Here is a 6,953-nt window from a genome sequence, read left to right on the forward strand (position 1 = left end):
AACCATCAACCGCCACACCAGAAAGCGACGCAAACCCGGTGGCAACGGTAGCGATCGGAAGGTGGGAGGCAGGCGGGGAACTGGGCCTGCTCAGCAGAACCAGGATCGTGATAACGGTAGCGAGCAGCGCCGCCACAAGGAGACGGACGGTCCGGGCCCGAGGCCGGCGTCGGCGGAGCGGCGCACGGCTATCAGGAGGCGGGGAGGGCATCCGTGGTCTGGCGTGATCCGGGGACGACGGCTGACTCGGCGTCGTACGTGCTTTCTGACTGATGCTGTTCCTACGCTCCTGCAGTACGATGTCGTCCAGTTTTTCGAACAAACCGTCGATCTCGTCGTCGCCGAAGATGCCACGCAGCCGTCGTCTGTCCTCCTCCAGCATCCTCCTGGCCCGGCTGACGTGGCCCATAAGGGCCTGCTCCAGGGTTCTTTCCCTGACGCGCTCGAGTTCTTCCACCATCTTGTCGAACCAGGGACGGTTCTCCGCCAGCAGCCGCATGGTAAGTGGGCCGGAGGCCAGTTCGCCTGCCCGGGCGAACCACTCCCGCACCTGAATCTTCGCGGTGGAACCGGTCTTCCTCGCCAGCTTCATGGCACAGTTGTTGAGCACGACTGCCGCGTCGTCGCGCACGGAGGCCGTCCGACGGTGCCGGTCGGAGGGGAGCATGACCTCCAGGCGTCGCAGTTTCGGCACAGCCTGCCGCTCGATCAGCGACGCTGTCGACACGATCTCTTCCGGCACGATCGACGCCGTATCGTTCAGGCTGCCGCGGCCGAGCAGTCTGGACGCCTCGGTTATCGTTGCCTCCGCTATGCGATACAGCGGCTCGGCGGCCAGCTCCAGATGGTCGTCGACCACATGCGGTGGCACGGGCCAGCGGCGAGCCTGCTCGGCCAGCCGGCCGGGGTCTTCCCCGTCCGCCGTGGCAGCAAGCCCGAGCAGCGGCTTGACCAGGGCGATCGGTACCTTCTCTCGGAGCACGTCGATGACGGACTCGTCGAGCTGCCGTTCGTCCAGACTGACGATCCGATGCCGGATGTGGCCCCAGAAGGCCTCCTGGCGCAGGAGTGACTCCCACCGCCGCGGCGCCTCGGACCACAACCGCTCGAGTTCGTCAGCGTCGGCGGCGTCGGCGTCGGCGTCGGCGTCGGCGTCGGCATCGGCATCGGCATCGTCGGCATCGTCGGCGTCCTCGTCGGACAGGGCATTCGGCGAGATCTCCCGGTCGAGCGCCACGCTGTGGGCCAGGACGGCCGCATCGTGGTCACTGTGCAGCTCCCGGGCACATCCACAGGTGGGATCAGGGGTGTCCCACAGCCAGAAAATCTCGTCGACCAGCCGGCCGCGCGGGTCGCCGAGAATACGCTCGAAAGCAGCGCGCGTCTCCTCCGCCGTGACCGGCAGATCATGACCGAGATCGATATCAGCGCCGGCCCGCAACGCGGTGAGGATTTTCTGCTGGCGCTGCCGCACCGTCCGCCGATCGGCGTCGGTGGAAACTCCGGTGATCCGAAATGCATTGCGCTGGTACAGCTCCGGCCCCGCGACCTCACCCAGCCTGATAGTTATCTCGTCGCTCACCATATCTCCCGGCCCGACCGCATCGTCGATCCGAACACGTTCACCCTGAACATGGCCAGGTCACATACCAGCACTGGCAGTCTGGTCGGATCGCGCGCCCAGCCCCATGGACAACAGATGGAATTCAGATGGACGTCAGCCTGGCGTTCAGCTCACGCAGCGATCCTCGGCCGCCGCCGCGGCTCCGGCATCCACCCCGGCCGCCCGTGCCTGCTCGTGGCCGTTCCCGATGGCGCGGCCCTTCGCGATCTCGGACCGCTCCCGTGCTACCACCACGGTGGCCGGATCGGACGTGTTCGTCCCGAAGGCGATCTCGACATCACTGCCCGTGGGGAGAGCTATCCGGGCGTCGCGTGGCCGGATCTCCAACACTCCGGCCTAACGGTCACGGTCTGCCCGACCACACTCACCCGGCGCAACAACCATTTACCGGGCATCGGGCAGCTCCCACACAATCACCGTCCAGTCGGCACCGCCGGTAGCAAGCAGGTGGCTGTCCGGTGACCATGCCACCGCCTCCACCGGACCGCGGTGGTCGGTGAGGGTGGCGCGGCGGGTGGGGGCCGCGATGCTGGTCACCTCCCACAGGGTCACCGTGCTGTCCACGCTGCCGGCGGCAAGCAGGTGGCCGTCCGGTGACCATGCCACCGCCTCCACCCAGCCGCGGTGGCCGGTGAGGGTGGCGCGACGGGCGGGGCTCGCGGGGTCGGCCATCCCCCACAGCTGTACCGTGCTGTCCGCGCTGCCGCTGGCCAGCAGGCGGCTGTCCGGTGACCATGCCACCGCCCGCACCGGACCGCGGTGGTCGGTGAGGGTGGCGCGGCGTGCCGGAGTCAGGGGGCTGACCACGTCCCAGACGGTCACCGTGCCGTCGCGGTTACCGGTGGCCAGAAGGTGGCCGTCCGGTGACCATGCCACCGCCCGCACCGGGCTGCGGTGGTCGGTGAGGGTGGTACGGCGTGTCGGAGTCAGGGGGTTGGCCACGTCCCAGAAGGTCACCGTACCGTCGCGGTTACCGGTGGCCAGCACATGCCTGTCCGGTGACCACGCCAACGCCTCCACCCAGTCGCGATGGTCAGTGAGGGCGGCGCGGCGGGCAGGGCTCGCGGGGTCCGTCATCTCCCACAGCTGTACCGTGCTGTCCGCGCAGCCGGTGGCAAGCAGGTGGCCGTCCGGTGACCACCCCACCGCCTTCACACTGCCGTGACGGTGGTCGGTGAGGGTGGCGCGACGTGCCGGAGTCGCGGGGTTGGCCACGTCCCATACGGTCACGGTGCTGTCGTCGCTGCCAGCGGCCAGCAGCCGGTCGTTCGGCGACCACATCACCGCGCGGATCCCGGGAGCGCCGAGCGCGCGGGAGAGTTGGCTGCCGTGGTGAAGCACCGCGCGGCGGACCGGTGTCCCACGTACGAGTGGGCCAGGTGCCGGCGGCGGAACGGGCTGTCTCCCTCCCGGCGTCCTCGGCGGGGACGTGAGCACGGTAGTACTGCCGGGCGTATCGGCGAGGCCGGGAAAAACCGGGGCGGCAGGGGGTTTCGCCCGTCCTGCCCGCAGAATCCTCACCTGCTCGAGCAGCCGGGCGGCAGCGGTCGCCGCGGGCACATCGAACAGATCGAACGACACGATCTGCCCCAGTAGCCCCGGCCGGGGGCAGTCCGTGATCCGGATCGGGACCAGCCTGCTGGCGAAGCCCAGTGGATCCGCGGCCTGCGCGGCCTGCCACTCCGCCTGGCCGTAGATCGACGTCAGATAGGCCTCGGACAGCAAAGCTATGGTGCGGTCCGCCTGGCTGACCCCCTGCTGCATCCGCACTGCCCAGTTCGAACCCGGAATGAAGTCCCACGCCTGGATCAGCACCCGTAGCCCGGCGGCCTCCAGCTGCCAGGCCACCCACTCCGCCCAGCCTCGGTCGACACCGGTGTAGGAGATGAAGAAATCCCACCGCGGCGTCGGTTCCTCTTCCTGCTGCCCGCCCGTCACCGGATCGCCGCCGCCCGAATCCCCCTATCACCCATAGCTGCGGAGTATGCCACGCAACGCACCCGTACATCCCACAAGGGCTGGTACATCCACAGGGGCTCGTCCCGCGTGGGGCGGTCGCTGGCGTGGCCAGAACCTCACACTCATCGATCATTGCGTTGGCCGGTGTCACAGGAGTGGCATGCTGGTCGGCGTGCACGGCAGAAGCCACGGCAGGTTCTGGTAGAACCATGAATGCGATAGGGCCCACCCCTGCCCACACAAAGAAGACCTGGATCAAAAACGCCGATCGGCGATCGGTTGGGAGTACCCCGCCAACCCGGTGAACGACTGCGGCCAGCGGAAGGGATTTAAGAATATCCACTCCGGAAGATGCTCACTGAATACAACGGGACGAGGCGGACGGTCGGTTCGTCAGCCTCGTGCAGGATCGAGAAGTTCTTGGCATGCGCGTCGGCGTTGCCCACGGCCGTGGTGGACGTCGCCCGGCTCCTCGCCCTCGGGTAGCAGCTGGATCGCGCCAGCGCAGTCGCGGCCGAACGCTTTCAGGATCCCGTAGGTGTCGGCTGGGCGTACCCCGGCCATAGCCGCCATCCGTTGCAGCGTCGGCCCCTCAGGCAGGATGTTCTCGAAGAAGTCCAGACCCCGCATGTCCCGAGGGCCGATCACCGCCCCGATGGGTAGCCCGACCGACAGCGCCGGGCTGCCCGCTCCCCACCGCTCCACCGCCTCGGCCGCAGCCACCTGCGTCACCCCGGCGGAGGTTCGGAAGTGCTTGATCGCCGCGCCGAGGTCCCGCGCCGCGACCACCTGGTACTCACCCGGCGGTATCACCACTGACCAATACTACGCCGCTATCCGTAAACAGCGATATCACCGAAGACAGATATCGGCGGGGACGCCGGCGGAACGCAGGCAGACGGGGACGTCGACGGCGGCCAGCGTGGCGAGAACGGCCTCGCGTGTGGACGTCTTCCTCGCCGCGGAGACCTGCCGGATGGCCCGATCTCGTCGTCGTTGCGCAGGTCGATGATCGTACGGATGCCGTGCGAGTACAGCGCGGACCAGCCGGCCGCGCTCAGCCGGCCGAGGCTGCCCGAGCGGACGAGCGCCCCGCGGCGCAACCGGCGGCCGCCCCGGGTGGACAGGCTGCCGGGGCCACGAACGTTGAAACAGCCATCCCGGCCGAGGTCACGGTCAACACCCGCACGGCAACTGCCCGGCAAGACAGTCCCGGCCTGGCGGCATGCCCGCCGCATGACTACTATGACTAGTCTGACCTACTTGACCGGAGGTTCGTCGTGACCGAACCAGCGAGCCAGTGGACGGCCGCGTCCGCCAAGGCACACTTCAGTGAGATGCTCGACCGGGCCGCCTCCGAAGGACCCCAGACGATTACCCGTAACGGGCGCCGGACAGCAGTCGTGGTGTCCATCGAGGAATGGGAACGCAGAACACGCCGCCGCGGCACCCTGGGTGACTTTCTCGCCGCATCACCGCTCGGCGAGGTGGCCGACCTCATCCAGCGCCCACGGGAAACCTCCCCTGGCATCGGCCTGTGAACGTCCTTCTCGACACCAACGTCCTGTCGGAACGGGCGCGGCCACGCCCTGACCCCGCCCTCGTCCGCTGGATCGACGAGCTGGACGAAGACCGTGCGTTCATCAGCGTCCTCTCACTGGCGGAGATCCGCCGGGGGATCGAACGCCTCCCGGCCGGCAACCGGCGGACGCACCTGGCCGCCTGGCTGGACACGGACCTGGTACCCCGTTTCGCGGACCGCATCCTCACCGTCGACATCCCGATAGCCGACGCCTGGGGAATACTCGTGGCGGACGGCGACCGCAACGGCAGACCGGTGCCGGTCATCGACGGGTTCCTCGCCGCGACGGCCACGGTGCACGACCTGGCTCTCGCCACCCGTAACACCCGGGATTTCGCCCACCTGGGAATCCCACTGATCAACCCATGGAACGACAACGAAACCCGGTAACCGGCAAGAAGGGCGGCAGAGGACAAGGAGACGGGCCCATGCATACTGGACGGCGCTGGCAGGATGTCAAAGCCGAGGCGTACCGACGCCGCCCCGAGTTGGCTGACCCCGTACGGCAGGCCCAGGCCCGCGCCGCACTCGACGCATACGTTGCAGGTCACCATCCCCAGGGACTCCGCGGGCGGTCGGCAGGGCCCGGTCCGAGATCGCCCTGATCCTCAGGTGTATCCCAGGCTCGGAGCTCCCGGATCGAGAACGATGGCTCTGACCACTGGCCGGTGAAGGAACGGTGATGGCGGATTTCCTGAACGAGCTCTTCTCACTGCGGCGGCGCACCGCGGTGGTGACCGGCGCGACCTCCGGCATCGGCCGGGGCATCGCGCTCGCGCTCGGCCGGGCCGGCGCTCGGGTCGTAGCCATGGGACGACGCGCCGACGCGTTGGAATCCGTGGTGGACGACCTCCGCGTGGCCGGCGGACTGGCCGAAGGTGTCCGTTGTGACGTAGCCAGCCGCGCGGAACTGAGCAGGGCGGCCGACCTGGCCGCCGAGCCATTCGGGGAACCGGACATACTCGTCGCCTCCGCCGGCGTGAACATCAGGCCGCCCTTCGGCACGCTGACCGACGACGAGTGGGATCTCACGATGGCTGTGAACCTTGACGCGCCGTTCCTCCTCGGTCGCCGCTACGGCCCCCTCATGGCCGAGCGGGGATGGGGCCGGATCATCAATCTGGCATCGCAGCAGACGGTCCGGGCGTTCGGCAACAGCGGCGCGTACGGGGTTTCGAAGGCGGCTGTCGCGGCACTGACCCGGTCCCAGGCGGAGGCATGGTCGAGGCACGGGGTGTGCTGCAACGCGATCGCGCCCGGATTCGTCCGCACACCGTTGACCAGGTCCGTCTTCGACGATCCGGAGCGGGCGACGGCAATGGCCGCGCGCACGATGGTGGGGCGCAACGGCGAACTGTCGGACCTGGTCGGCGCCGCGGTCTTCCTGGCCGGGCCGGCCGCCGCTTACATCACCGGCCAGACGATATTCGTGGACGGCGGCTTCTCGTCCACGTAGTCACCACCGTTCTGTTACCACCGCTCCAGGCTCGGCGCCACTGGCCGGAACCCGGCGGTTGCGCCAGGAAACCGGCGACATCCAGCTTCCGTAATTCATGCAGATCATTACAAACCTACTGGTGATCTACCGCGTCAGCTTTCTGATCGTCACGAACAGCGACATGCTGGAGCGGGGCCGCCCCCGACCTCCGCGAGCCTGGTTCTACCCGTCGGAGGACGGGCGCTGGTCATTCGTCTTGGCGTGCTCTGCCTCGTCGTACTCGGGGTGCCGTCATCCGGCCGGCTCCGTGGCCAGATCGTTGAAGAATCCGCACCCTGTAACGATGACGG

General features: G+C 68.3%; 8 protein-coding genes. 4 read left to right on the forward strand and 4 right to left on the reverse strand.

What is annotated here, in order from left to right:
• A partial coding sequence (locus tag AC5LSR_RS16435) for a hypothetical protein (protein WP_493468653.1) occupies positions 1-1,237 on the reverse strand: 1,237 nt, incomplete at its 3' end.
• A gap of 24 nt (positions 1,238-1,261) precedes the next feature.
• Here AC5LSR_RS16435 and AC5LSR_RS16440 point away from each other — a divergent pair.
• On the forward strand, positions 1,262-2,086 hold the full coding sequence (locus AC5LSR_RS16440) for a hypothetical protein (protein ID WP_493465160.1): 825 nt from the start codon (positions 1,262-1,264) through the stop codon (positions 2,084-2,086).
• Here AC5LSR_RS16440 and AC5LSR_RS16445 read toward each other — a convergent pair.
• The 3 genes from AC5LSR_RS16445 to AC5LSR_RS16455 all read right to left on the reverse strand — a co-directional run bounded on the left by AC5LSR_RS16445 (position 2,009) and on the right by AC5LSR_RS16455 (position 4,821).
• The gene (locus tag AC5LSR_RS16445) at positions 2,009-3,562 is read right to left on the reverse strand and encodes a toll/interleukin-1 receptor domain-containing protein (RefSeq protein WP_493468654.1); all 1,554 of its coding nucleotides are present in this window, start codon (positions 3,560-3,562) and stop codon (positions 2,009-2,011) included. The two genes, AC5LSR_RS16440 and AC5LSR_RS16445, sit on opposite strands and share 78 nt — an antisense overlap.
• 414 nt (positions 3,563-3,976) lie before the next feature.
• Positions 3,977-4,399 carry a HipA N-terminal domain-containing protein gene (locus tag AC5LSR_RS16450; RefSeq protein ID WP_250285836.1) on the reverse strand — a complete coding sequence of 141 codons (423 nt, stop codon included), beginning with the start codon at positions 4,397-4,399 and terminating at the stop codon, positions 3,977-3,979.
• Positions 4,400-4,416: 17 nt separating this feature from the next.
• Entirely contained in the window at positions 4,417-4,821 is a 405-nt protein-coding gene (locus tag AC5LSR_RS16455; RefSeq protein WP_445548340.1) for a tyrosine-protein phosphatase, read from the reverse strand.
• Between the two features lie 42 nt (positions 4,822-4,863).
• Here AC5LSR_RS16455 and AC5LSR_RS16460 point away from each other — a divergent pair, with 42 nt between their 5' ends.
• The 3 genes from AC5LSR_RS16460 to AC5LSR_RS16470 all read left to right on the forward strand — a co-directional run bounded on the left by AC5LSR_RS16460 (position 4,864) and on the right by AC5LSR_RS16470 (position 6,621).
• A complete protein-coding gene (locus tag AC5LSR_RS16460) occupies positions 4,864-5,124 on the forward strand; it encodes a type II toxin-antitoxin system Phd/YefM family antitoxin (protein ID WP_250285837.1) in 261 nt (86 codons plus the stop codon).
• Complete coding sequence (locus AC5LSR_RS16465; RefSeq protein WP_250285838.1) at positions 5,121-5,555, forward strand: type II toxin-antitoxin system VapC family toxin; 435 nt, start codon at positions 5,121-5,123, stop codon at positions 5,553-5,555. Before AC5LSR_RS16460 ends, AC5LSR_RS16465 begins: the two co-directional genes overlap by 4 nt.
• Before the next feature lie 292 nt (positions 5,556-5,847).
• Positions 5,848-6,621 carry an SDR family NAD(P)-dependent oxidoreductase gene (locus AC5LSR_RS16470; protein ID WP_493465159.1) on the forward strand — a complete coding sequence of 258 codons (774 nt, stop codon included), beginning with the start codon at positions 5,848-5,850 and terminating at the stop codon, positions 6,619-6,621.
• Positions 6,622-6,953 lie beyond the last annotated feature (332 nt).

This window comes from Protofrankia sp. CiP1_Cm_nod4, assembly GCF_982290645.1.